General features: G+C 39.5%; 20 protein-coding genes and 4 tRNA genes. 20 read left to right on the top strand and 4 right to left on the bottom strand.

Features of this window, described 5'->3' with window-relative positions:
- Positions 1 to 72 precede the first annotated feature (72 nt).
- Both LVD17_RS05930 and pdhA read right to left on the bottom strand, forming a co-directional pair.
- A complete protein-coding gene (locus LVD17_RS05930; RefSeq protein ID WP_233765395.1) occupies positions 73 to 786 on the bottom strand; it encodes a tetratricopeptide repeat protein in 714 nt (237 codons plus the stop codon).
- A 107-nt stretch (positions 787 to 893) separates the two neighbouring features.
- Positions 894 to 1,928, bottom strand: coding sequence for a pyruvate dehydrogenase (acetyl-transferring) E1 component subunit alpha (gene pdhA / locus LVD17_RS05925; protein WP_233765394.1), 1,035 nt, complete (start codon positions 1,926 to 1,928; stop codon positions 894 to 896).
- 52 nt (positions 1,929 to 1,980) lie between these two features.
- Here pdhA and recF point away from each other — a divergent pair, with 52 nt between their 5' ends.
- The 20 genes from recF to rpsJ all read left to right on the top strand — a co-directional run bounded on the left by recF (position 1,981) and on the right by rpsJ (position 20,757).
- Positions 1,981 to 3,105 (top strand): DNA replication/repair protein RecF, encoded by a 1,125-nt coding sequence (recF, locus tag LVD17_RS05920; protein WP_233765393.1) that lies wholly within the window; start codon positions 1,981 to 1,983, stop codon positions 3,103 to 3,105.
- Positions 3,086 to 3,397, top strand: a complete 312-nt coding sequence (locus tag LVD17_RS05915) for a DciA family protein (protein ID WP_233765392.1) — start codon at positions 3,086 to 3,088, stop codon at positions 3,395 to 3,397. The genes recF and LVD17_RS05915 overlap by 20 nt, the downstream gene beginning before the upstream one ends.
- A 169-nt stretch (positions 3,398 to 3,566) precedes the next feature.
- Positions 3,567 to 3,649 (top strand) — tRNA-Tyr (locus tag LVD17_RS05910).
- A gap of 71 nt (positions 3,650 to 3,720) precedes the next feature.
- Positions 3,721 to 3,793: transfer RNA gene (locus tag LVD17_RS05905), tRNA-Gly, on the top strand.
- Between the two features lie 187 nt (positions 3,794 to 3,980).
- Positions 3,981 to 4,052, top strand: a tRNA-Thr gene (locus LVD17_RS05900).
- 171 nt (positions 4,053 to 4,223) lie between these two features.
- A complete protein-coding gene (gene tuf / locus LVD17_RS05895) occupies positions 4,224 to 5,411 on the top strand; it encodes an elongation factor Tu (protein ID WP_155170770.1) in 1,188 nt (395 codons plus the stop codon).
- 175 nt (positions 5,412 to 5,586) lie between these two features.
- A tRNA-Trp gene (locus LVD17_RS05890) sits at positions 5,587 to 5,659 on the top strand.
- Between the two features lie 21 nt (positions 5,660 to 5,680).
- A complete protein-coding gene (gene secE / locus LVD17_RS05885; RefSeq protein ID WP_155170769.1) occupies positions 5,681 to 5,872 on the top strand; it encodes a preprotein translocase subunit SecE in 192 nt (63 codons plus the stop codon).
- 20 nt (positions 5,873 to 5,892) lie between these two features.
- Entirely contained in the window at positions 5,893 to 6,450 is a 558-nt protein-coding gene (gene nusG, locus LVD17_RS05880) for a transcription termination/antitermination protein NusG (RefSeq protein ID WP_233765391.1), read from the top strand.
- 4 nt (positions 6,451 to 6,454) lie between these two features.
- A complete protein-coding gene (gene rplK / locus LVD17_RS05875) occupies positions 6,455 to 6,895 on the top strand; it encodes a 50S ribosomal protein L11 (RefSeq protein WP_155170767.1) in 441 nt (146 codons plus the stop codon).
- Positions 6,896 to 6,907: 12 nt separating this feature from the next.
- A complete protein-coding gene (gene rplA / locus LVD17_RS05870; protein ID WP_155170766.1) occupies positions 6,908 to 7,612 on the top strand; it encodes a 50S ribosomal protein L1 in 705 nt (234 codons plus the stop codon).
- Positions 7,609 to 8,139: a 50S ribosomal protein L10 gene (gene rplJ, locus LVD17_RS05865; protein WP_233765390.1), complete on the top strand. Its 531-nt coding sequence runs from the start codon at positions 7,609 to 7,611 to the stop codon at positions 8,137 to 8,139. The genes rplA and rplJ overlap by 4 nt, the downstream gene beginning before the upstream one ends.
- A gap of 47 nt (positions 8,140 to 8,186) precedes the next feature.
- Entirely contained in the window at positions 8,187 to 8,567 is a 381-nt protein-coding gene (rplL, locus tag LVD17_RS05860) for a 50S ribosomal protein L7/L12 (protein ID WP_233765389.1), read from the top strand.
- Positions 8,568 to 8,724: 157 nt separating this feature from the next.
- Positions 8,725 to 12,597: a DNA-directed RNA polymerase subunit beta gene (rpoB, locus tag LVD17_RS05855; RefSeq protein WP_233765388.1), complete on the top strand. Its 3,873-nt coding sequence runs from the start codon at positions 8,725 to 8,727 to the stop codon at positions 12,595 to 12,597.
- 61 nt (positions 12,598 to 12,658) lie between these two features.
- On the top strand, positions 12,659 to 16,966 hold the full coding sequence (rpoC, locus tag LVD17_RS05850) for a DNA-directed RNA polymerase subunit beta' (RefSeq protein ID WP_233765387.1): 4,308 nt from the start codon (positions 12,659 to 12,661) through the stop codon (positions 16,964 to 16,966).
- 2 nt (positions 16,967 to 16,968) lie between these two features.
- Complete coding sequence (locus tag LVD17_RS05845) at positions 16,969 to 17,298, top strand: DUF3467 domain-containing protein (RefSeq protein WP_233765386.1); 330 nt, start codon at positions 16,969 to 16,971, stop codon at positions 17,296 to 17,298.
- Positions 17,299 to 17,456: 158 nt separating this feature from the next.
- Positions 17,457 to 17,831: a 30S ribosomal protein S12 gene (gene rpsL / locus LVD17_RS05840; RefSeq protein WP_009581870.1), complete on the top strand. Its 375-nt coding sequence runs from the start codon at positions 17,457 to 17,459 to the stop codon at positions 17,829 to 17,831.
- A 14-nt stretch (positions 17,832 to 17,845) separates the two neighbouring features.
- Complete coding sequence (rpsG, locus tag LVD17_RS05835) at positions 17,846 to 18,313, top strand: 30S ribosomal protein S7 (protein WP_233765384.1); 468 nt, start codon at positions 17,846 to 17,848, stop codon at positions 18,311 to 18,313.
- A gap of 11 nt (positions 18,314 to 18,324) precedes the next feature.
- Complete coding sequence (fusA, locus tag LVD17_RS05830; protein WP_233765382.1) at positions 18,325 to 20,439, top strand: elongation factor G; 2,115 nt, start codon at positions 18,325 to 18,327, stop codon at positions 20,437 to 20,439.
- A 12-nt stretch (positions 20,440 to 20,451) separates the two neighbouring features.
- Positions 20,452 to 20,757, top strand: coding sequence for a 30S ribosomal protein S10 (gene rpsJ / locus LVD17_RS05825; RefSeq protein ID WP_009581876.1), 306 nt, complete (start codon positions 20,452 to 20,454; stop codon positions 20,755 to 20,757).
- Between the two features lie 129 nt (positions 20,758 to 20,886).
- On the opposite strand, the gene LVD17_RS05820 is transcribed toward rpsJ, so the two are convergent.
- Together LVD17_RS05820 and LVD17_RS05815 are read right to left on the bottom strand one after the other, a co-directional pair.
- Positions 20,887 to 21,252 carry a hypothetical protein gene (locus LVD17_RS05820; protein ID WP_233765380.1) on the bottom strand — a complete coding sequence of 122 codons (366 nt, stop codon included), beginning with the start codon at positions 21,250 to 21,252 and terminating at the stop codon, positions 20,887 to 20,889.
- A gap of 5 nt (positions 21,253 to 21,257) precedes the next feature.
- Positions 21,258 to 22,925 (bottom strand): PAS domain-containing hybrid sensor histidine kinase/response regulator, encoded by a 1,668-nt coding sequence (locus tag LVD17_RS05815; RefSeq protein WP_233765378.1) that lies wholly within the window; start codon positions 22,923 to 22,925, stop codon positions 21,258 to 21,260.
- Between the last annotated feature and the right edge of the window lie 178 nt (positions 22,926 to 23,103).

Raw genomic sequence — 23,103 nt, 5'->3', positions numbered from 1 at the left:
GTTTATTCAAAAATAAAAAAAGGGATAAAGATTTAGACCTTATCCCTTTAACAAAAATTCATTAATTCCCTTTTATGAAGCTGACGCTGCTCCTGTTAATCGAGCCTTATACTTCTTGGCATTCTGGTATTCATTAGAATCCCAGTATTTATTTATAATTGTATCGTAGGCCTTAATAGCAGCTTCATTGTTATTGTTTTTCTCATAAGCCAGGGCAGCTTTTAATAAATATCTGGGTGAAAAATATTTATTAGGCTTATAATCCGCTGCTTTCTGATAGAAAGTGGCAGCTCTTTCAAAGTCACCTTTTTCCATATGAGCATCACCGATTAAGCTGTAGGCTCTTGCCTGGACTAAAAGATCATCAGCGCTGAAATCTTCGAGGTATAGTATCGCTGATTCATAGTTGCCCTTTTTGAGATAAGTTGCGCCTGCATAAAAGTTAGCCAGATTGGCTGCATCAGACACTCCATACTCTTCTATAATACTGAGAAAACCCAGATTGTTACCATCTCCATTCAAAGCAAGGTCCAGACTATCAGACTCAAAATAATGTACCGCTTGAAACATTTCATTTTGAGCTTTGGTATTTTGAGTGTTTTTGTAGTACTGGTATCCAAAAAAGCCAGCTACTATCAGCGCTAAAACTGCACCAACACCAAATACAAGACCTTTGTTTTGAGTAACAAATTCTTCTGTTTTCGAAATCTGACCAGCCAATGCTTCAGGATTTTCAAGGATATCCGTGCTGTGCTGTTCAGTAGATTTTTTATTTTTAACTGCCATCTGCAATAATTTTAAGGCTGCAAAGCTACTAATTACTTTATAAAGAAGAAACAGGATTTGTTAAAAATCCTGTTTCGCATTAAGTCATTTGGTTGTTAAGCCGGATTTCAATCTTTAATATAAGGATAGTCATCCTGAGCATAGACATCTCTGAAAGCTTCTTCAGGATTTGGATAGTCTGATTCTTCTGCGAATTTCACACATTCAGCAACCTCATCTTTTACCTTTTTTTCAATTTCTTCGATATCAGCTTCGGTGACATACTTTTTGTCTAGAAGGGTCTTTTTTACCTGCTCTATAGGGTCTTTTTGTTTGTAAGTCTCCACCTCATCCTTGGTTCTGTACTTCGCAGGGTCAGACATCGAATGTCCTTTATACCTATATGTTCTGAATTCCAGCAATGAAGGGCCATCACCTTTTCTGGCACGGGCTGCAGCTTTTTCTACAGATTCATGCACAGCTTCAACTGACATGGCATCAACAGGCTCTGCAGGCATATCATATGACTCTCCCAATGTATAAAGGTCAGTTACGTTAGATGTACGTTTTACTGATGTACCCATTGCGTACCCATTGTTTTCAATCACAAATATTACCGGCAACTTCCAGGTCATCGCAAGGTTTAAAGCCTCATGAAAAGCACCTTGCCTTACAGCACCATCACCCATGTAACAAATGCATAGATTATCAGTTTTATTGTATTTTTCCGCAAAGGCAATTCCGGCACCTAGCGGTACCTGTCCCCCTACTATACCGTGCCCTCCATAGAAATGATGCTCCTTATCAAACATATGCATAGATCCTCCCTTACCCTTAGAGATTCCAGTCTCTTTAGCGAAAAGTTCCGCCATAATTTTTTTAGGGTCAGAACCCAAAGCAATTGGATGTGCATGGTCCCTGTATGCAGTTATATACTTGTCCCCTTCCTTTAAAGCAGACACTGCACCGGCAACGCAAGCCTCTTGTCCTATATATAAGTGGCAAAAACCTTTAATTTTTTGCTGGCCATAAAGCTGGCCTGCTTTTTCTTCAAACCTTCTCATGAGAAGCATACTCTCAAACCACGTTATATAAGTTTCCTTAGAAAACCTACTTTTGGCAGAAGATTTAGATTTGGTCTTTTCTTTTATTGTACTTGCCATAATGTTAATTTTGAACTCTTAACTGGACTGCGAAAATAAGTAAAAAAAGTTAATGCACATTGAAAAATTAAGTTTGTTTAATTTTAAGAACTATGAGGGGATAACACTTAATTTCTCAGAGAAAGTGAATTGTCTTGTTGGAGTTAACGGTAGTGGCAAAACCAATCTTCTTGATGCAATACACTACCTCTCCTTGACCAAAAGTGCTTTTAATAGTATTGACAGCCAAAATGTGAGGTTTGGAGAGAAGGCTTTTAACATCAGAGGTATCTTCACTAAGCAGGAAAAACATACCGAAGTTAGTTGTGGATTCCAGGAAGGTATAAAGAAGGTTTTTCGTATCGATAAAAAAGAATATGATAAATTAAGCGAGCACGTTGGAAAATTTCCCGTAGTCTTAATTGCTCCTAATGATGTTGATGTAATACGCGAGGGGAGTGAAACGAGGCGTAAATTCTTTGACACAATCCTTTGTCAAATGGATAACCAGTACATGGATACCTTAGTCAGATATAACCAATACCTTAAACAAAGAAACAGTGCATTGAAACAGTTTGCCTTTACCGGAAGTGTGGATTATGACCTCATTCATACCTATGACACTTCTATATTGACTTTGGGACAAGAGATTTTCAAAAAACGGAAGATATTTATTAAAGACTTTTTTCAGATATTTCAGAAGCACTACACATTGCTTTCTCAGAACAAGGAGAAAGTAACCATTGTATACAGATCCGAGGTGGAGGATGAAGGTTTTGGCTCAAAGTTTAAGTTAAATATTAAAAGGGATCTGGCCCTTGAAAGAACTTCAATGGGAATACACCGGGATGACTATAGGTTAGTAATTGAAGGTAAGCCACTTAAGAAATTTGGATCCCAGGGACAACAAAAGACATTTTTAGTTGCAATGAAAATGGCTCACTTCGAAATAATAAAAACACTTAAAGGTTACAAGCCCATTCTGCTGCTTGACGATATTTTCGACAAGCTCGATTCCTCACGTATTAAACAACTGGTGAGTATGATAGCTGACCAAACCTTCGGGCAGATTTTTATTACAGATGCACGCGAAGAACGAACAAAAGAAATGTTAATAGAGTTAAATATAGATGCCCTTTTCTACCATATAGACAAGGGCACGGTTAAAGAAGCCTCGCATGGACAAGAAGAAATATAACTCTCGTAAATCCGACATTTCCACGGTCGGGGAAGCTATAAATGATCTTTTAAATAATTATCGCTTAAAAGGAAAATTTGATGAGGCAAGATTGGTTTCTTCCTGGGAGAGTCTGATGGGTAAGACCATAGCGAACAGAACCGGGAAAATATTTATTAAAAACCAAGTACTTTTTGTGGAAATAAATTCAGCCCCGTTAAAGCATGAGCTTAACTTGTCCAAGAGTAAGATCATTGATATTTTTGAGCAGGAAATAGGCCGGGGTATAATAGGCGAGATTATTTTTCTATAACAAAAACTGCCCTGAAATAAGCCGGAGGTGTTTTTTTGAAAAAAAATGATCTTTTTTTTTCAAAAGTTTGATTAAAAGAAAAAACCGTATAATTTTGCACTTCCTTTGGAAAAAACGGTAACGAAAAACCTAAAATCAAAGGGTAAGTTCATTTGAATTTTGAAGCTTTGGGGGGATACCAAAGCGGCCAACTGGGACGGACTGTAAATCCGTTGTCTTATGACTTCGCAGGTTCGAATCCTGCTCCCCCCACATTTTAATGGTCGGATTTATTTTACGATACCGTAACAAAATCGTAATTTTGTCTTTCTGTTAGATCATAAGCGGGAGTAGCTCAGTTGGTAGAGCGACAGCCTTCCAAGCTGTAGGTCGCGGGTTCGAACCTCGTCTCCCGCTCATAATTTTGAGTTTAAGGTTGATAAATTGCTCCTCTCAGATTTTGAAGAGGTTTGGAAGGTTTACAACTTTAGGTTATGAACTTTGAACTTTTCTGACCGAGATAGCTCAGGGGTAGGGCATCCTGAAAATAACTCAGGAGGTCGGGTGAATCCGACAAAGTGTGCTCTGAGGCATAGCGGAACTAGCCGAGATAGCTCAGGGGTAGAGCGCTTCCTTGGTAAGGAAGAGGTCGGGGGTTCAAATCCCCTTCTTGGCTCTAAGATATGATTTAATCAATTCATATCACATTAAAGGAGCTACGGAGTTTAGCAACGAAAGAAAAGGATCATTGCCGTAAAGAGTACGGTATAATGAGCCTTATACTCATTTAAAGGGTAAATAATTTTAATAACGAATATAATTTTAACTAAACTAGGGATTTTCAAATATGGCTAAAGAAAATTTTGACCGTTCAAAACCCCACGTGAATATTGGAACAATCGGTCACGTAGACCACGGTAAAACAACTTTGACTGCTGCAATATCTAAAGTATTATCAGACAAAGGTCTGGCTCAGAACAGAGACTTTTCATCAATTGATAACGCACCAGAGGAAAAAGAAAGAGGTATTACTATCAATACTTCACATATTGAGTATGCGACAGAAAAGCGTCACTACGCTCACGTTGACTGTCCGGGTCACGCGGATTATGTAAAGAACATGGTAACTGGAGCTGCTCAGATGGACGGAGCAATCATAGTTGTTGCTGCTACTGACGGTCCAATGCCTCAAACAAGAGAGCACATCCTTCTTTCTCGTCAGGTAGGTGTACCAGCTTTGGTTGTATTTATGAACAAAGTTGACTTAGTAGATGATCCTGAATTGTTAGAGCTTGTGGAAATGGAAATCAGAGAATTGCTTTCTGACTATGACTTCCCTGGTGATGATATTCCTGTTATACAAGGTTCTGCTTTAGGTGCGTTGAACGGTGAGCCTGAGTGGGTTGCTAAAGTTGAAGAGCTTATGGATGCAGTTGATAACTACATACCACTTCCTGAGCGTTTGATAGATAAAGATTTCTTGATGCCTGTTGAGGACGTATTCTCTATTACTGGTAGAGGTACAGTAGCCACTGGTAGAATTGAAAGAGGAGTAATCAATAGTGGTGATCCTGTTGATATCTTGGGTATGGGCGCAGAAGGTTTGAAATCTACTGTAACTGGAGTTGAGATGTTTAGAAAAATATTGGACAGAGGTGAAGCTGGTGATAACGTAGGACTTCTTCTAAGGGGTATCGAAAAGAGCCAGATTAAGAGAGGTATGGTAATCTGTAAACCAGGTTCTGTTACTCCTCACCAAAAGTTCAAAGCTGAGGTTTATGTGCTTTCTAAAGAAGAAGGTGGTCGTCACACTCCTTTCTTTAACAAATATAGACCTCAATTTTACTTGAGAACTACTGACGTTACTGGAGAAATCATGCTTCCTGAAGGAGTTGAAATGGTTATGCCTGGTGACAACGTATCTATTGAAGTTAACCTTATCAACAAGGTAGCAATGGAAAAAGGACTTAGATTCGCTATCCGTGAGGGTGGTAGAACAGTAGGTTCAGGTCAGGTAACTGAAATTTTAGATTAAGAATAAAATATTCTAATAAAGCGTTCCGAAAATATCGGAACGCTTTTATTTTCTAAAAAGTTGTTGTATCTTTGCAGACCATTTTGGGCTGTGGCGCATGTCATGCTTCAAATTGAGAGAGGTGAGGAAGTTGAAAAGACGTACTCATATTCAATAGATACAACTAAATAAACATACGGGTGTAGCTCAATTGGTAGAGTAGTGGTCTCCAAAACCATTGGCTGGGAGTTCGAGTCTCTCCACCCGTGCTAATTTAAATTGAAAGTCTGATGCATAAGTTAAAGACATTTATTCTGGAGTCATATGATGAGATGAAAAATAAAGTCTCATGGCCTAAATATAGTGAGCTTCAGAGTAGCTCGATTTTGGTCCTTGTAGCTTCACTGATTTTTGCTTTGGTGATAGGTCTTATGGACTATGTTTTTCAGAATGGCATGGACTGGTTTTATAACGAATTTTAATTACTAATACTTGGCTAGCGATGAGTGAATTAAAATGGTACGTGGTAAGGGTTGTAAGCGGTCAGGAAAAGAAAGTTAAATCATACTTGGAGACTGAAGTTGAAAGAGAGAAACTTCAGGATTTTATTCCTCAGGTATTGATTCCTTCTGAGAAAGTGTATGAGATGAGGGGAGGAAAGAAGAGAGTCAGAGAAAGAAACTTCTTTCCGGGTTATGTACTGGTGTCGGCGGACCTAAGTAATGGTGAAGCCAATCACCTGGTTACAAGTATCCCTGGTGTTATAGGTTTTCTTGGAAATAATGGAACAGGTTCCTCAAAGGAGCCGGTAGCTCTACGTCAATCAGAGGTCAACAGAATTTTAGGCAAGGTTGATGAGATTGATGAATTCGAGGAAAAGCTCGAGACTCCATACATTGTGGGAGAATCTGTAAAAGTAATGGATGGTCCATTCAGTGGATTCACGGGTACAGTAGAAGAGGTATTTGAAGAGCGGAAGAAGCTCAATGTAATGGTAAAGATATTCGGCAGGAATACTCCTGTAGAATTAAACTATATGCAAGTAGAAAAATTAGATTAAGATAATGGCTAAGGAAATTAGTGGATACTTGAAGTTGCAGATTAGGGGAGGTCAGGCAAACCCTTCACCACCAGTTGGTCCTGCGTTAGGTTCTAAAGGACTTAACATCATGGATTTCTGCAAGCAGTTTAACGCGAGAACACAAGAGAAACAGGGTCAGGTGTTACCTGTATTGATTACAATTTATTCTGACAAGTCTTTCGACTTTGTAATCAAGACCCCTCCTGCTGCGGTTATGCTGCTGGAAGCTTCTAAGAAGAAAAGTGGTTCTGCGGAACCTAACAGAACAAAAATTGGAAGTGTTACCTGGGATCAGGTTAAGGCGATTGCCGAGACAAAAATGCCAGACCTAAATGCTTTCAAAATCGATTCTGCCATGAAGATGGTTGCTGGTACAGCCAGAAGTATGGGAATAAAAGTAACTGGAACTGCTCCTTGGGAGTAAAATTTGAAGCAAATGGGAAAACTGACAAAAAATCAGAAAGCAGCGCAAGCTAAAGTGGATAAGCTAAAGGAATACTCCCTTGATGAAGCTGCTAATCTTTTGAAAGACATCACCTTCACTAAATTTGATGCTTCTGTAGATTTAGACATTCGACTTGGTGTAGATCCTAAGAAGGCAGATCAAATGGTTAGAGGTGTGGTTACACTTCCACATGGCACAGGCAAGGATCTCAAAGTGTTGGTACTTTGTACCCCGGATAAAGAGCAAGAGGCTAAAGATGCTGGTGCAGACTATGTAGGCTTGGATGACTATATTAAGAAAATCGAAGGTGGTTGGACAGATATAGATGTTATCATCACTATGCCTACAGTAATGGCTAAGGTTGGTAGATTAGGTAGGGTCCTCGGGCCACGTGGTTTGATGCCTAACCCTAAATCAGGTACGGTGACTTTGGAAGTAGGAAAGGCTGTGCAGGATATTAAAGCAGGTAAAATAGACTTTAAAGTTGACAAATTTGGTATCGTTCACGCCAGCGTTGGAAAAGCATCTTTCACACCTGATAAGATCAAGGACAACGTTCAGGAGATGATCAGTACAATAGCTAAATTGAAGCCAGCTTCAGCGAAGGGAACATACTTTAAAAGTATCAATATTTCTACAACAATGAGCCCTTCAATCACTATTGACAAACATTCATTATCAGGAATAAAATCATGACAAGGCAAGAAAAAGCAAATATAATAGAGTCACTGACCGAGAAGTTTAACAAGAATCCTCATTTCTATATCACGGATGCTTCAGGTCTTTCAGTAGCACAGATAAATGCTTTCAGAAAAATTTGTTTTGATAGAGGTGTTGAATATGGTGTTTATAAGAACACTTTTATCAAGAAAGCACTCGGCAATGTTGAAGGTGATTTCACTAATCTTGACGAGTCTTTAAAAGGTTTTTCAGGAGTTATCTTCTCTTCAGAAGTGGCAAATCTTCCTGGGAAAGTAATAACAGAGTACAGAAAAAAACAAGGTTCAAATAAACCTTTGTTAAAGGCTGCTTCCATAGATAGAGATTTCTTCATAGGAGAAGAGAATCTGAAAACTTTAAGCGAGCTTAAATCTAAGCAAGAGCTTATAGGTGAGGTTGTTGCACTTCTTCAATCACCTGCTAAAAATGTACTTTCTGCACTTCAGAGTGGTAAGAATACATTGGGAGGTTTGGTGAAGGCACTATCCGAACGAGAAAATTAAAAAATCAAAAATCATTAAAAAGAATAATTGACTAAATAAGAATAAAAATGGCAGACGTTAAAGCACTTGGAGATCAACTAGTTGAACTTACAGTTAAAGAAGTAAATGAGCTAGCAGAATATTTGAAAGAAGCGCACGGTATAGAGCCTGCTGCTGCTGCAGCTGTTGCTGTTGCCGCACCTGCAGGTGGAGATGGAGGAGAAGCTGCAGCGGAAAAATCAGAATTCGATGTGATCCTTAAGTCACCAGGTGGAGCTAAATTAGCTATCGTTAAATTAGTAAAAGAATTAACTGGATTAGGACTTAAAGAAGCTAAAGAAATCGTAGACAGCGCTCCTAAAGCTATTAAGGAAGGTGTAGGTAAGGACGAAGCAGAAGGTCTTAAGAAGCAGCTTGAAGAAGCTGGGGCCGAAGTGGAGTTAAAGTAAACCTTGGCGACATATTTTTTGCTCGTCTAACAAAAAGTTAGACCCCGATAAACTAATCGGGGTCTTTTGCTGTTTGTAGCAACTTACGAACATCATACATTCTGGCCGTAAACGACACGGCCGTTTACAACATCTTGTAATTTAAATTTTTAAAGCCTTGGCTACTAAAAAAGATAACTCAAGAATCAGTTTTTCATCTATTAAGAAAGTAATAGATTATCCCGATTTCCTTGATATACAACTTCAGTCCTTTAAGGACTTTTTCCAGTTGGAAACTCCGGCCGAAAAAAGGGAACAAGAAGGATTATTCAAAGTTTTTTCTGAAAATTTTCCGATCACGGACTCCAGAGAGAACTTCGTACTGGAGTTCATCGACTATATAGTTGATCCTCCAAAGTATTCTGTCGACGAAAGTATCGATAGAGGTCTGACGTATTCAGTACCTTTAAAGGCTAAATTAAAACTTACCTGTAATGATGAAGATCATGAGGACTTCGAAACGATTGAGCAAGAAGTTTTCTTAGGTAATATACCATACATGACGAAGAAGGGTTCTTTTGTGATCAATGGAGCAGAGAGAGTTATTGTTTCTCAGCTTCACAGATCGCCGGGCGTATTCTTCGCTCAGAGTAAGCATACAAACGGCACCAAACTATATTCTGCTAGAATTATACCCTTTAAAGGTTCATGGATAGAGTTTGCTACAGACGTTAATAACGTGATGTATGCATACATTGATCGAAAAAAGAAGTTTCCTGTAACTACACTTTTGAGAGCAATTGGTTACGGAACTGATAAGGATATTCTTGACTTGTTTGGCTTGTCTGAAGAGGTTAAGGCTACGAAAAAGGATCTTAAGAATGCAGCTGGAAGAAAACTGGCGGCTAGAGTTTTAAAAACCTGGACAGAGGATTTCGTTGATGAGGATACTGGTGAAGTGGTTTCAATCGATAGAAACGAAGTTTTATTGGAGAGGGATCACATCCTTACAGAGGAAGATATAGAAACGATTGTTGATTCCGGGTCGAAGTCTATTATACTTCACAGGGAAGATGTGAACGTTACAGACTATACTATTATATTCAATACGCTTGCGAAGGATAACTCAAACTCTGAGAAGGAAGCAGTTGAGCAGATTTACCGACAACTGAGAAATACGGAAGCTCCTGATGAGCAGACTGCGCGAGATATTATTCAAAGTTTGTTCTTCAGTGAGAAAAGATATGACCTTGGAGAAGTAGGTAGATATAGAATAAACAAAAAGCTGGGCCTTGACATAGATTCAGACCAAAGAGTATTAACTACTGAGGATATTATCCTTATAGTTAAGTACCTGATTGGTCTTATCAACTCTAAAGCCGTGGTTGATGATATTGACCACTTGAGTAATAGAAGAGTTAGGACGGTAGGTGAGCAATTATATACTCAATTTGGTGTAGGTCTGGCCAGAATGGCGAGAACCATCAAAGAGAGGATGAATGTTAGAGACAATGAAGATTTTAAACCCGTTGACCTGATCAATGCGCGGACATTGTCTTCAGTGATAAACTCATTCTTCGGGACAAACCAGCTATCTCAATTCATGGATCAGACAAACCCTCTTGCTGAAATTACCCACAAGAGAAGAATGTCTGCATTGGGACCCGGTGGTCTTTCCAGAGAAAGAGCTGGTTTTGAGGTTCGTGACGTTCACTACACGCACTACGGAAGGTTATGTACAATTGAAACACCTGAAGGTCCTAACATTGGTTTGATATCTTCACTTTGTGTACACGCCAAGGTGAATAATATGGGCTTCATTGAAACTCCATACAGAGAAGTAAATGAAGGGAAAGTAGTGATGTCAGGAGATGTAAAATATCTTACTGCTGAAGAGGAAGATACTCATAACATTGCTCAGGCCAATGCACCATTGAAGGACGACGGCCAGTTTGTTAACGAAAGGGTAAAAGCAAGGTTTGAAGGAGACTTTCCAGTTGTGGAGCCTGCAGAGGTTCGTTACATGGACGTGGCTCCAAACCAGATTGTATCAGTTGCAGCCTCTCTTATCCCTTTCCTTGAGCACGATGATGCGAACCGTGCATTGATGGGATCAAACATGCAGCGTCAGGCAGTTCCTTTGATGAAACCAGAGGCCCCTATTGTCGGTACCGGCCTTGAAGGAAGGGTTGCCCTTGATTCACGAGCACTGATTCTTGCCGAGGCGGACGGAGAAGTTGAGTTTGTTGATGCAAAGAAGATCGTGGTTAAGTACGATATGGATGATGATGATCGACTTATCAACTTTGACGATGATTTCAAAACATATAACCTGATCAAATTCAGAAGAACGAATCAGGATACCTGCATAAATCTTACTCCTATAGTTAAAAAAGGAGAAAGGATACTTAAAGGCCAGCCCCTGGTGGAAGGGTATGCCACTCAAGGTGGTGAATTGGCACTGGGTAGAAATCTTAGAGTTGCGTATATGCCTTGGCAAGGATATAATTTTGAGGATGCCATCGTAATTTCTGAGAAAGTAGTGCGTGATGATATTTATACTTCAATACATATTGATGAATATGAACTTGAGGTTAGAGATACTAAACGTGGTGAAGAGGAACTTACTTCTGAAATTCCAAATGTAAGTGAGGAAGCTGTAAAACACCTTGACGAAAACGGTATAATCCGGGTTGGTGCCGAAGTGAAGGAAGGTGATATCCTGATTGGAAAGATCACCCCCAAAGGTGAAACGGATCCAACTCCTGAGGAGAAGCTTCTAAGAGCGATATTTGGTGATAAGGCTGGTGATGTTAAGGATGCATCTATGAAGGCACCTCCATCATTGAGAGGAGTTGTAATAGACACTAAACTTTTCTCCAGACCTAAGAAAGATAAGGATCTAAGAGCAAAATCCAAAAAAGAGGTTGAAATACTCAAAAGTAAATATTCTAAGCAATTGCTTGCTTTGAGATCTCAAATGATCGAGAAGCTTACCAAGCTGCTGGATGGTAAAACCAGTCAGGGAGTTAAACACAAGTTTGGTGATGAGCTCATTAGCAAAGGAATGAAATTCAATGGAAGAAATATTGAGCAAAATTTATTCCCTGAAAAGAATATTTACAAGGACGAAAGTACATATAATGTACCTGAGGAAGTAAATTTGATTTCTGATGTTATCCTTGACAACTGGACGACAGAGGAGGATGTAAACGATTTAGTATTCAGACTTGTTAAGAGTTACAATATTAAACGTAATGAGATAGCCGGTGATTTTAAGAGAGAAAGATTTACGCTTGAAGTTGGAGATGAATTGCCTGCCGGTATTGTGCAATTGGCTAAAGTATATATAGCTAAAAAGAGAAAGCTTAAGGTAGGTGACAAAATGGCTGGGCGGCACGGTAATAAGGGTGTTGTGGCCAGAATCGTCAGGACAGAGGACATGCCATTTTTGGAAGACGGAACCCCTGTTGATATTTGCTTGAATCCTCTTGGTGTACCCTCAAGGATGAACCTCGGGCAGATTTATGAAACGGTATTGGCATGGGCAGGTCTTGAGCTGGGAAGAAAGTATGCTACCCCAATTTTCGATGGTGCTTCTATGGACGAAGTGGCTACGGAATTGAAAGAGGCAGGTTTGCCAGAATATGGCAGAGCATACCTCTACGATGGTCTGACCGGTCAGCGATTTGATCAGCCAGTTACTGTGGGTATAGCCTACATGCTTAAACTAGGTCACCTGGTAGATGATAAAATGCACGCAAGGTCAATAGGACCTTACTCATTAATTACTCAGCAACCGCTTGGTGGTAAAGCACAATTTGGTGGTCAGAGATTTGGTGAGATGGAGGTTTGGGCTCTTGAGGCATTCGGCGCATCACATGTACTGCAGGAAATCCTTACCATTAAGTCGGATGACGTAATCGGAAGGGCTAAAGCTTACGAAGCGATAGTAAAAGGCGAAAATATGAAAAAGCCGAACATTCCTGAGTCATTCAATGTATTGGTTCATGAACTTCGTGGACTTGCATTGGAAATTACTTTAGACTAATATTTAAAATATTCATGATCAGGAGTTCATCTCCTGATCATAGACATTAAATAATCAAACTATGTCGTTCAGAAAGAATAAAAAACTAAACCTTGATTTTTCTAAGGTTACCATTAGTTTGGCGTCACCAGAGTCAATTCTTGAGAGTTCTCATGGTGAGGTCACTCAACCGGAGACTATAAATTACAGGACTTATAAGCCTGAAATGGGCGGATTATTCTGCGAAAGGATTTTTGGCCCGGTTAAAGATTGGGAATGTCACTGTGGTAAATATAAAAGAATTAGATACAAAGGTATTATTTGCGACAGATGTGGTGTTGAAGTTACCGAGAAAAAGGTAAGAAGAGAAAGAATGGGGCACATAGAATTGGTGGTCCCCGTTGCACACATTTGGTACTTCAAATCATTGCCGAATAAAATAGGTTATTTACTGGGGCTACCTACTAAAAAGCTTGATCAAATTATTTATTACGAGCGATACGTAGTTATTCAGCCCGGTACTAAAGAGGAAGATGGTCTGGCTAAGATGGATTTCCTTACTGAGGATGAATATTTGGATATCCTTGATAAATTACCAAGAGAAAACCAACTCCTTGATAATGATGATCCTAACAAGTTCATTGCTAAAATGGGAGCTGAGGCTCTTGAAATGTTATTAGCAAGAATCCAACTGGATGAACTTTCTTATGAATTGAGACATCAGGCTGCGACTGATACATCACAACAAAGAAAAGCAGAGGCTTTAAAAAGATTGAAAGTTGTTGAAGCTTTTAGAGAAGCGAGGACCAGGATTGAGAACCGTCCTGAGTGGATGATTATCAAAATGGTGCCGGTGATTCCTCCCGAATTAAGGCCGTTGGTACCACTTGATGGTGGTAGGTTTGCTACATCTGATCTCAATGATCTCTATAGAAGAGTAATTATACGAAATAACCGTCTTAAGAGGCTTATTGATATAAAAGCACCGGAAGTTATCCTTCGAAACGAAAAGAGGATGCTTCAGGAAGCTGTGGATTCGCTGTTCGATAACTCTAGAAAGGTTAATGCTGTAAGATCTGATGGAAACAGAGCGCTAAAATCTTTAAGTGATATGCTTAAAGGTAAGCAGGGACGATTCCGTCAGAACTTGTTGGGTAAAAGGGTTGACTACTCCGGCCGTTCAGTAATTGTAGTTGGGCCTGAGCTTAAACTACATGAGTGCGGACTTCCAAAGGATATGGCAGCTGAGCTTTTCAAGCCATTTATTATAAGGAAGCTGATTGAAAGAGGTATTGTTAAGACTGTAAAATCAGCAAAGAAAATTGTTGACAGAAAAGATCCTGTAGTATGGGATATTCTTGAAAATGTACTGAAGGGACATCCTGTTCTGCTTAACCGGGCTCCAACGCTTCACAGGTTAGGTATTCAGGCATTCCAGCCTAAGCTTATTGAGGGTAAAGCTATACAGCTGCATCCATTGGTATGTACAGCATTTAATGCGGACTTTGACGGTGACCAGATGGCGGTTCATGTACCTTTGGGGCAGGAAGCAGTTTTGGAGGCGTCATTGTTAATGCTTTCGTCGCATAATATTCTTAACCCGGCTAATGGTGCACCTATTACTGTGCCTTCCCAAGACATGGTATTGGGCCTTTACTACGTAACTAAGGGTAGAAGAGGTACAGAAGAGCACGCGGTAAGAGGTGAAGGCATGATGTTCTACAGTGCTGAGGAAGTCATTATTGCGATTAATGAAGATAGACTATCAAAACATGCCTATATTAAAGTAAGGACCAAGGTTAGAAATGACGATGGCGAGCTTGAAACCAAGGTAATAGAGACAGTGGCTGGTAGAGTGTTATTTAATCAATACATTCCTGAAGAGGTTGGTTTCGTGGATGAGCTACTAACCAAGAAAAAACTTCAGCAGATCATTTCTGATGTATTCAAGATTTCAGGAATGGCAAGAACAGCTCATTTCCTGGATGATATTAAAGACCTTGGATTCCAAATGGCATACAAAGGAGGTCTTTCAATGGGACTAAATGATGTTGCCATACCCGCAGAGAAAGAGGAGCTTGTAGCTCAGGCGAAGGAAGAGGTAGACGCGGTATGGAATAACTACCTGATGGGTCTTATTACTGATAATGAGCGATATAACCAGGTAATTGATATCTGGACTAGAATAAATACTCAGCTTACTAACACATTGATGACCAAACTTGCTGAGGATGATCAGGGTTTTAATTCAATCTACATGATGATGCACTCGGGCGCCAGAGGTTCAAGAGAGCAAATTCGTCAGTTGGGAGGAATGAGAGGTCTGATGGCAAAACCTCAGAAGAACCTTGCCGGGTCTGTAGGAGCTATTATTGAGAACCCTATTCTTTCTAACTTTAAGGAAGGACTTGATGTAATAGAGTATTTTATTTCGACACACGGTGCCCGTAAAGGTCTTGCAGATACAGCTTTGAAAACAGCTGATGCCGGATACCTGACTAGGCGTCTTGTAGATGTTGCGCAGGATCTTGTTATTACGGAGGATGATTGTGGCACCTTAAGAGGCCTTACTGTTACAGCTCTTAAAGATAATGAGGATATAGTTGAACCTTTATCTGAGAGAATACTGGGGCGTGTATCAGTTCATGATATTTACGATCCGCTTTCAGATGAACTTATTTGTGAATCTGGAGAGGAGATTACAGAGGAGATTGCAAGAATCATTGATGAAAGTAGTATTGAGGAAGTTGAGATCAGATCACTTCTGACCTGCGAAACCAAGCAAGGCGGTTGTGCCAAGTGCTATGGCCGGAATCTGGCCACAGGTAATATGGTACACACGGGAGAAGCAGTAGGTGTTATAGCCGCTCAGTCTATCGGTGAGCCGGGTACGCAGCTTACATTGAGAACATTCCACGTGGGTGGTACAGCATCGAACATTGCAGTTGATGCTAACATAAAGGCCAAATTTGAAGGTACAATTGAATTCGAAGGAATAAGAACGATCAAAACTACCAATAAGGATGGTGAGGCCGTTGAAGTAATCATGGGACGTACCGGTGAGATCAAAGTGGTGGATGAGAAGAGAGGTGTAGTTCTAATGACCAACCATGTTCCTTACGGATCATTCCTTAAAGTGAAAGAAGGTCAAAAGGTTGAGAAGGGCCAGGAGCTTGTTTTCTGGGATCCGTATAACGCTGTAATTCTTTCTGAGTTTGATGGCACAATTGAGTTTGAATCGATTATAGAGGGGATTACTTATAAAGAAGAGTCTGATGAACAAACCGGACACAGAGAAAAAGTAATTACCGATACAAAAGATAAAACTAAGAACCCTGCTATAAGAGTAAATACCAAGGATGATGGTAAATCATACAACATTCCGGTAGGTGCTCACCTGGCCGTAGAGAATGGAGAAAAGATCAAAGCCGGTCAGATTCTTGCCAAGATACCACGAACCATGGGTAAATCTAGGGATATTACAGGGGGTCTTCCAAGAGTAACGGAGCTTTTCGAAGCTAGGAACCCTTCAAATCCTGCGGTGGTTAGTGAAATCGATGGTGTGGTTACTTACGGTGGTATCAAGCGTGGCAACAGAGAGATATTTATTGAATCAAAAGATGGTATTAAAAAGAGGTATTTAGTGTCATTATCGAAGCACATACTTGTACAGGATAATGACTTTGTGAAAGCAGGATACCCTCTTTCCGATGGTGCCATTACTCCTGCAGATATTCTGGCCATCAAGGGACCCACTGCTGTTCAGGAGTATCTGGTGAACGAGATTCAGGAAGTTTATCGTCTTCAAGGTGTGAAAATTAATGATAAGCACATCGAAGCTATCGTAAGCCAGATGATGCAGAAAGTCCAGATCGTTGATCCGGGAGATACCAGTTTCCTTACCAATGAAATAGTAGATAAATTTGTATTTAGCGAGGAAAATGACTCCGTTCTTGATAAGAAAGTGGTAACTGATGCAGGTAATTCTGAAAATCTAAGACCAGGACAGATCATTACAGCGAGAGAACTGAGAGATGAAAACTCCACTCTTAAGCGTAAAGACCTGAAGCCGGTTGAAGTTAGAGATGCAATGCCAGCGGTGTCCAAACCGACATTGCAGGGTATTACTCAGGCATCACTTAAGACGGAAAGCTTCCTTTCTGCTGCGTCTTTCCAGGAAACTACGAAAGTACTTAGTGAAGCTGCTATACGAGGTAAAGCCGATCAGTTACTCGGACTGAAAGAAAACGTAATCGTTGGACACCTGATACCGGCCGGAACAGGTCAGAGATCATTCAAGGATGTTATCGTGGGTTCTCAGGATGAGTACGATGAATTGGTTGCATCAAAAGAGGAATCTAAGGAGAGACAACTTCAGGAAGGTAATTAATAATGGCGGACGATAATAAAGCAAAAAAAGAAAATCCAAATCAGATCAATATTGAATTGTCTGAGGAAGTAGCCGAAGGCGTGTATTCGAATCTGGCCATGATAGCCCATTCGAATAGTGAGTTCGTAATAGACTTTATTCGTCTGATGCCAGGAGTGCCAAAAGCTAAAGTAAAGTCTAGGATAGTTATTACACCTGAGCATGCAAAGAGACTTCTGACTGCTTTAAGTGAGAATATTCACAAGTATGAAGAGACTTTTGGCCCTATTAAAAAGACTGAAGAAGCCCCGAAATTTCCAATTAATTTTGGAGGTACAGTTGGGGAGGCCTGATACACAAGAGAAATCTTTGTATCAAAAGAAAAATTTTCAACCCGAAGTATTGCTTCGGGTTGAATTTATTATATAAAGTATTTGATTAGTAAGACTGTTTTTTTTACCTTTGCAGTCCGAATTTTAAAATGGAATAAAAACTAAAGAAAGAAATATAAATGCCTACTATTCAACAATTGGTTAGAAAGGGTAGAAAGAAGTTGGTAACTAAATCCAAATCGCCTGCTCTTGATTCATGTCCACAAAGGCGAGGTGTTTGTACCAGGGTGTACACTACTACACCTAAGAAGCCTAACTCTGCTATGAGAAAAGTGGCAAGGGTGAGATTGACAAACGGTAAAGAAGTTAACGCGTACATTCCGGGTGAAGGTCATAACTTGCAGGAACACTCGATCGTATTGATCAGAGGAGGAAGAGTAAAAGACTTACCAGGTGTAAGGTATCACATCATTAGAGGTGCATTGGATACTGCCGGTGTTAATGGTAGGTTACAAAGAAGATCAAAATACGGTGCTAAAAGGCCCAAAAAATAAATAAGTAGAAAATAATGAGAAAAGCTAAACCAAAGAAAAGGTATATCCTGCCAGATCCTAAATTTCAGGATACTCTGGTTACCAAATTTGTAAACTATCTAATGATAGATGGTAAAAAGAGTACTGCTTATGCTATTTTCTATGAAGCTATGGAGCAGGTAGAAAGTAAAACCGGCGAGAACGGTTTGGAAACTTGGAAAAAAGCTCTAAACAACATCATGCCTTCAGTGGAGGTGAAAAGTAGAAGAGTAGGTGGTGCAACATTTCAGGTGCCAATGGAAGTTAGGCCCGAAAGAAAGATCACCCTCGGAATCAAATGGATGATTAGATACTCGCGTCTTCGAGGAGAAAAAACTATGAGAGATAGACTCGCGGGTGAGATTATTGCAGCTTCAAAAGGCGAAGGTGCTGCAGTTAAGAAAAAGGATGATACGCATAGAATGGCTGAGGCGAACAAGGCATTTTCACACTTTAGATTTTAATATCTGTTACAATGGCAAGAGATCTTAAATTAACAAGAAATATAGGTATCGCTGCGCACATCGATGCTGGAAAGACTACTACTACAGAGCGAATCCTGTATTATACCGGAGTAAGCCACAAGATAGGAGAGGTACATGATGGTGCTGCGACTATGGACTGGATGGAGCAGGAGCAAGAAAGAGGTATTACCATTACATCTGCTGCTACTACAGTATTCTGGCCTTACAAAGATGATAAATATCACATAAACATTATAGATACCCCAGGACACGTTGACTTCACTGTTGAGGTGAACAGGTCTTTAAGAGTATTAGATGGTTTGGTTTTCTTATTTAGTGCGGTTGATGGTGTGGAGCCTCAGTCTGAAACTAACTGGAGACTTGCTGATAATTATAAAGTTGCCAGAATTGGCTTCGTAAATAAAATGGATCGCGATGGAGCCGATTTTCTTAATGTGTGTAAACAGGTTAAGGAAATGTTAGGTACCAAAGCTGTTCCTCTTCAATTGCCAATTGGTGCCGAAGCTTCTTTTAAGGGGGTTGTTGACCTTGTTGAAATGAAAGCTATGGTATGGAACGAAGAGGATATGGGAATGACTTATAGCGAGATAGACATTCCTGAGGATATGAAAGATGAGGTTGAGGAATACAGAGAACATTTATTAGAGTCTGTTGCGGAATACGATGACACTCTAATGGAGAAGTATTTCGAAGATCCTAACTCTATTTCCAGAGATGAGGTTGTGGCTGCTTTAAGAAAAGCAACTATTGACCTGGCTTTCGTGCCTATGCTATGTGGTTCGGCCTTTAAAAACAAAGGTGTGCAAACCATGCTTAACTATGTGATGGAGCTTTTACCATCACCATTAGATAGAGATAATATCGTAGGTACTAATCCTGATACTGATGAAAAAGTTTCCAGAAAACCTTCTCCGGAGGCTCCTTTCGCAGCATTGGCATTTAAAATTGCTACCGACCCATTTGTAGGTCGTTTGTGCTTTGTAAGGTCATATTCAGGTCTTCTTGACTCTGGTTCATACGTATTTAATACAAGAACAAACAAGAAAGAAAGGATATCTCGTATCTTCCAGATGCATGCTAATAAGCAAAATCAAATTGATCAACTTCATGCTGGTGATATAGCTGCAGTCGTTGGTTTTAAAGATATAAAAACAGGAGATACACTTTGTAACGAGAACCATAAGATCGTTCTTGAGTCGATGGTATTCCCTGAGCCTGTAATTGGATATGCAATTGAGCCTAAAACTCAGGCAGATGTTGACAAAATGGGTATGGCTATTGCCAAACTTGTTGAGGAAGATCCTACACTTCAGGTTAATACAGATGAAGAAACTGGTCAAACTATTCTGAGAGGTATGGGTGAGCTTCACCTTGATATTATCATGGATCGTTTGAAAAGAGAATTCAAAGTAGAAGTTAATCAAGGTGCACCTCAAGTTGCTTATAAAGAAACAATCACCGCTCTGGTAGATCATAAGGAGGTTTATAAAAAGCAAACAGGTGGTAAAGGTAAATTTGCCGATATTGTATTCAAACTTAGCCCTGCTGATCCTGATGAGAATGGTGTTATTAAACCAGGTTTACAATTTGTAAACAGCATTACAGGTGGTGTTATTCCTAAGGAATTTATCCCGGCTATTCAAAAAGGTTTTGAGCAGTCTATGAACAATGGACCTTTGGCTGGATACCCTATTGAGGCTATGAAAGTTGAATTGTATCACGGTAGTTTCCACGATGTGGATTCGGATGCTCTTTCTTTTGAAATGGCTGCAAGACTTGGTTTTAAAACTGCTGCTAAGCAGGCTAGTCCTCAATTACTTGAGCCTATCATGAAGGTTGAAGTGGTTACGCCAGATGAGTATACTGGTTCTGTTACCGGTGACTTGAACAAACGTAGAGGATTGATGAAAGGTATGGATACTAAGGGTGCGGCTCAGGTTATCAAGGCAGATGTTCCTTTGTCTGAGTTGTTCGGATATGTTACTGACCTTAGAACTATCACATCTGGTAGAGCTACAGCGTCATTGACGTTCTCACATTACGATCCAGTTCCTAAGAACCTGGCTGACAAAGTTATAGAAGAAGTAAAAGGAGCGGCCGTTTAATTAATTAAAGCTATGAATCAGAAAATAAGAATAAAACTTAAGTCATACGATCACAATTTGGTTGATAAATCATCCGAAAAGATTGTGAGAGCTGTGAAGACTACGGGTGCAGTAGTAAGCGGACCTATTCCTCTTCCGACTATAAAAGAGAAGTTTACTGTGTTGAGATCGCCACACGTAAATAAAAAGTCGAGAGAGCAGTTTCAGCTTTGTACTTACAAAAGACTGGTTGATATCTACTCAAACAGCACGAAAACTGTTGATGCTTTGATGAAGCTTGAGCTTCCAAGTGGAGTTGATGTAGAAATCAAAGTCTAACTGAACTTACTGAAATTAGATTTATTAAGTAAAGGTCGATACATTAGTATCGACCTTTTGTTTTATATATGAAATTATTAGCAAGCGTAGCAACTTTCAGTAGCCATAATCCTGACTATGGTTACAGCTTTATGAGAGGTCTGTACCTAAATTGTTTAGATGTTTAGTTACTTCTTCCTGGGATTTTCTGACCACCTGAGCTACATACTCTACCTTACTCTTAATCAAATTGTAGTCCTTTTTTGATTCTCTCGCAAGGGTTTGAATTTCCTTTAACGGTACTGCAATTTGTGATATGCCCACTATTTGAGTGGTCGCGAATAACGAGTGAGCACTGTCATGGATAGTATCCCACTGTTTATTTTCCGTACTTTCTATCAATTTGTTCAATTGAGTAGGGGATGATGAAAGGTATCTCTTTAGTGATTCGGCAATTAGAACCTCATCATCATCAGTAAGATCTTGTAAGTACGATAGGTTAGTATATAAAGCCATATGTTCTAGTTGATAACTTTTTGGATACAGTCGATCAGATCATTGATCTTAATAGGTTTGGTAATGTAATCATTCATACCTGCACTTAGGCACTTTTCTTTTTCACCTACTAAGGCATGTGCAGTCATCGCGATAATAGGAATGCTCTGAGTTTTACTTCTTATTCGTCTAGTAGCTTCATAACCGTCCATATTGGGCATCTGGATATCCATTAGAATAATATCAAACTCCGTTTGTTCCAGTATAGAAATGGCTTCAACACCATCGCATGCCACGTTAACAGAAGCGTTATATTTTAGTAAAAGCGATTGAATGAGAAATTGATTCAGCTCATTGTCTTCAACTACTAGGATTTTCAACTGACTTAGATCCTTATTTGTATCTTTTTTTAGATCGGTATTATCTTCAGATTTACTTAAGGTGCTTTCAAATGGAAGTGTGAAAATAAATTCGGAACCTGACCCTACTCTACTTTTTACAGACAGTTTGCCATGCTGTAGCTCTACCAGAGACTTAACAATGGTAAGACCCAAGCCAGTACCACCATATTTGCGCGTTGTATCACTTGATGCCTGAGTGAAACCATCAAAAATGGTTTTTATTTTTTCGGCCGGAATGCCAATGCCAGTATCTTTTATGCTGAACTCTAAGTTGCAGTTTTGCTTACTCGATTTTCTCAGCTTTACACTTAATTTGATCATTCCTTCCGGAGTGAATTTCACTGCATTGCTTAATAGATTCAATAGAATTTGATTTAATCTGTATTTATCTCCTGATACTGTATCAGGCACTTTAGGGTCAATGTTTTGCTCAAGTTTAACAGGGCTGTTTTCACATTTGAAGGACGTAATATCAAGAACCTCTTTTATTGATGTATAAATGGAGAAAGGCTTCTTTTCAAAGTCAATCATTCCGGCTTCGATTTTACTAAAATCAAGTATATCATTAATCAATGATAACAATGTGTCGGAGGCCGAATTAATCGAATCTACATATTTTTTTTGCTCGTTGGTTAAGGGTGTGTCATTGAGTAACTGTGCCATCCCGATAATGGCGTTCATAGGAGTGCGTATTTCATGACTCATATTCGCCAGAAACTTGTCTTTTTCCTTTGATGCATTTTCTGCATCGAGCTTAGCTTTTGACAATTCCGATGTCCTTTCGTGCACACGCCTCTCGAGATGGTCATGAGCTTGCTTTAGTTTCTTTTCAGCTAATTGCCGCTCAATTATTTCATTTTGAAGTAGCTGGTTTGTGGTACTTAGTTTTTGATTTTGGTTTCTTAGCTTTTCCAGCATATGCTTAACTTCAGTGATATCATGTAAGGTGATTATACCACCTATTACCTCACTTGCGGAATTATGTATTGGAGTAATGAATATTTCTAAAAAACCATTTCTATACTTATATCGTCGATCCTTGAGGTAAATGTTACCTCCGCTAAGTACCTCATTTAGAAAATGTTCATCCTCCTCCTGGCTTAGCTCGGGGAATACTTCGAAAATGTTTTTGGAGAAAACTTCGGATCGTTTAATTCCATAATGCAATTCCATGATCTTATTCCATTCAATCACTTGAAGAGATTGATTGAAACCTATAATCCCATCTACACAATTGTCCAATAGAGCACTATTGAGGCTTTGTTTAAGCTCTTTTGATGTGGCGATCTCCAAATTCAATGTTTGTTAACAGTGTACTTAATTCTTACCAACCCTATTTGTAGCCTATTTTTCCACTTCTCATGAAATTGATAAGCTAACTCACTATTATAACTATACTAAACTATAAACTGTTGAACATTTTAGGTGAAAAAAAGTTATAAGTTTTATCAATCACAAATCATTCTAAACT

Source organism: Fulvivirga ulvae (assembly GCF_021389975.1).
GTDB classification, from domain to species: Bacteria; Bacteroidota; Bacteroidia; order Cytophagales; family Cyclobacteriaceae; genus Fulvivirga; species Fulvivirga ulvae.
This window is presented reverse-complemented; position numbering and strand designations above follow the sequence as displayed.

What these genes read in the sequence shown, in the direction of transcription:
- LVD17_RS05930 (WP_233765395.1), bottom strand. Translation starts at nt 786, where the DNA reads ATGGCAGTTAAAAATAAAAAATCTACTGAACAGCACAGCACGGATATC.
- pdhA (WP_233765394.1), bottom strand. Translation starts at nt 1,928, where the DNA reads ATGGCAAGTACAATAAAAGAAAAGACCAAATCTAAATCTTCTGCCAAA.
- recF (WP_233765393.1), top strand. Translation starts at nt 1,981, where the DNA reads ATGCACATTGAAAAATTAAGTTTGTTTAATTTTAAGAACTATGAGGGG.
- LVD17_RS05915 (WP_233765392.1), top strand. Translation starts at nt 3,086, where the DNA reads ATGGACAAGAAGAAATATAACTCTCGTAAATCCGACATTTCCACGGTC.
- tuf (WP_155170770.1), top strand. Translation starts at nt 4,224, where the DNA reads ATGGCTAAAGAAAATTTTGACCGTTCAAAACCCCACGTGAATATTGGA.
- secE (WP_155170769.1), top strand. Translation starts at nt 5,681, where the DNA reads ATGCATAAGTTAAAGACATTTATTCTGGAGTCATATGATGAGATGAAA.
- nusG (WP_233765391.1), top strand. Translation starts at nt 5,893, where the DNA reads ATGAGTGAATTAAAATGGTACGTGGTAAGGGTTGTAAGCGGTCAGGAA.
- rplK (WP_155170767.1), top strand. Translation starts at nt 6,455, where the DNA reads ATGGCTAAGGAAATTAGTGGATACTTGAAGTTGCAGATTAGGGGAGGT.
- rplA (WP_155170766.1), top strand. Translation starts at nt 6,908, where the DNA reads ATGGGAAAACTGACAAAAAATCAGAAAGCAGCGCAAGCTAAAGTGGAT.
- rplJ (WP_233765390.1), top strand. Translation starts at nt 7,609, where the DNA reads ATGACAAGGCAAGAAAAAGCAAATATAATAGAGTCACTGACCGAGAAG.
- rplL (WP_233765389.1), top strand. Translation starts at nt 8,187, where the DNA reads ATGGCAGACGTTAAAGCACTTGGAGATCAACTAGTTGAACTTACAGTT.
- rpoC (WP_233765387.1), top strand. Translation starts at nt 12,659, where the DNA reads ATGTCGTTCAGAAAGAATAAAAAACTAAACCTTGATTTTTCTAAGGTT.
- LVD17_RS05845 (WP_233765386.1), top strand. Translation starts at nt 16,969, where the DNA reads ATGGCGGACGATAATAAAGCAAAAAAAGAAAATCCAAATCAGATCAAT.
- rpsL (WP_009581870.1), top strand. Translation starts at nt 17,457, where the DNA reads ATGCCTACTATTCAACAATTGGTTAGAAAGGGTAGAAAGAAGTTGGTA.
- rpsG (WP_233765384.1), top strand. Translation starts at nt 17,846, where the DNA reads ATGAGAAAAGCTAAACCAAAGAAAAGGTATATCCTGCCAGATCCTAAA.
- fusA (WP_233765382.1), top strand. Translation starts at nt 18,325, where the DNA reads ATGGCAAGAGATCTTAAATTAACAAGAAATATAGGTATCGCTGCGCAC.
- rpsJ (WP_009581876.1), top strand. Translation starts at nt 20,452, where the DNA reads ATGAATCAGAAAATAAGAATAAAACTTAAGTCATACGATCACAATTTG.
- LVD17_RS05820 (WP_233765380.1), bottom strand. Translation starts at nt 21,252, where the DNA reads ATGGCTTTATATACTAACCTATCGTACTTACAAGATCTTACTGATGAT.